The sequence below is a fragment of the Lentilactobacillus dabitei genome (assembly GCF_019061365.1).
GTDB lineage: Bacteria > Bacillota > Bacilli > Lactobacillales > Lactobacillaceae > Lentilactobacillus > Lentilactobacillus dabitei.
The window spans coordinates 1-220 of sequence record NZ_JAHPPD010000217.1 but is presented as its reverse complement, the minus strand read 5'-3'; the positions used below and the strand labels follow the sequence as shown (position 1 = coordinate 220).

Below are 220 nucleotides of genomic sequence, written 5' to 3'. Positions count from 1 at the left end.
GCACCGACGCTGCAGTGGTTGAAGTTCCAGATTCAATTCATGGTGGATCTTCATAACGCCGTATCGCTGCTTGAATTCCGCGAAGATCCGCAGAATCCGTTGTTTTAAGTCCGCATCTTCGGCCCGGCGTTTTGAAGGCTTGGGGGATCGATAACGATAATACTGAGCTCTGGAAACACCGAGGATTCGGCACATCTTAGTTACCTGGTGGTGATGGCTT

Annotated in this window: 1 protein-coding gene; it reads right to left on the bottom strand. The window is 50.5% G+C overall.

The window, feature by feature from the left end; translation table 11 throughout:
* The coding region (locus tag KTE19_RS13845; RefSeq protein WP_217342536.1) for an IS3 family transposase at positions 1–220 on the bottom strand (220 nt) is incomplete at both ends.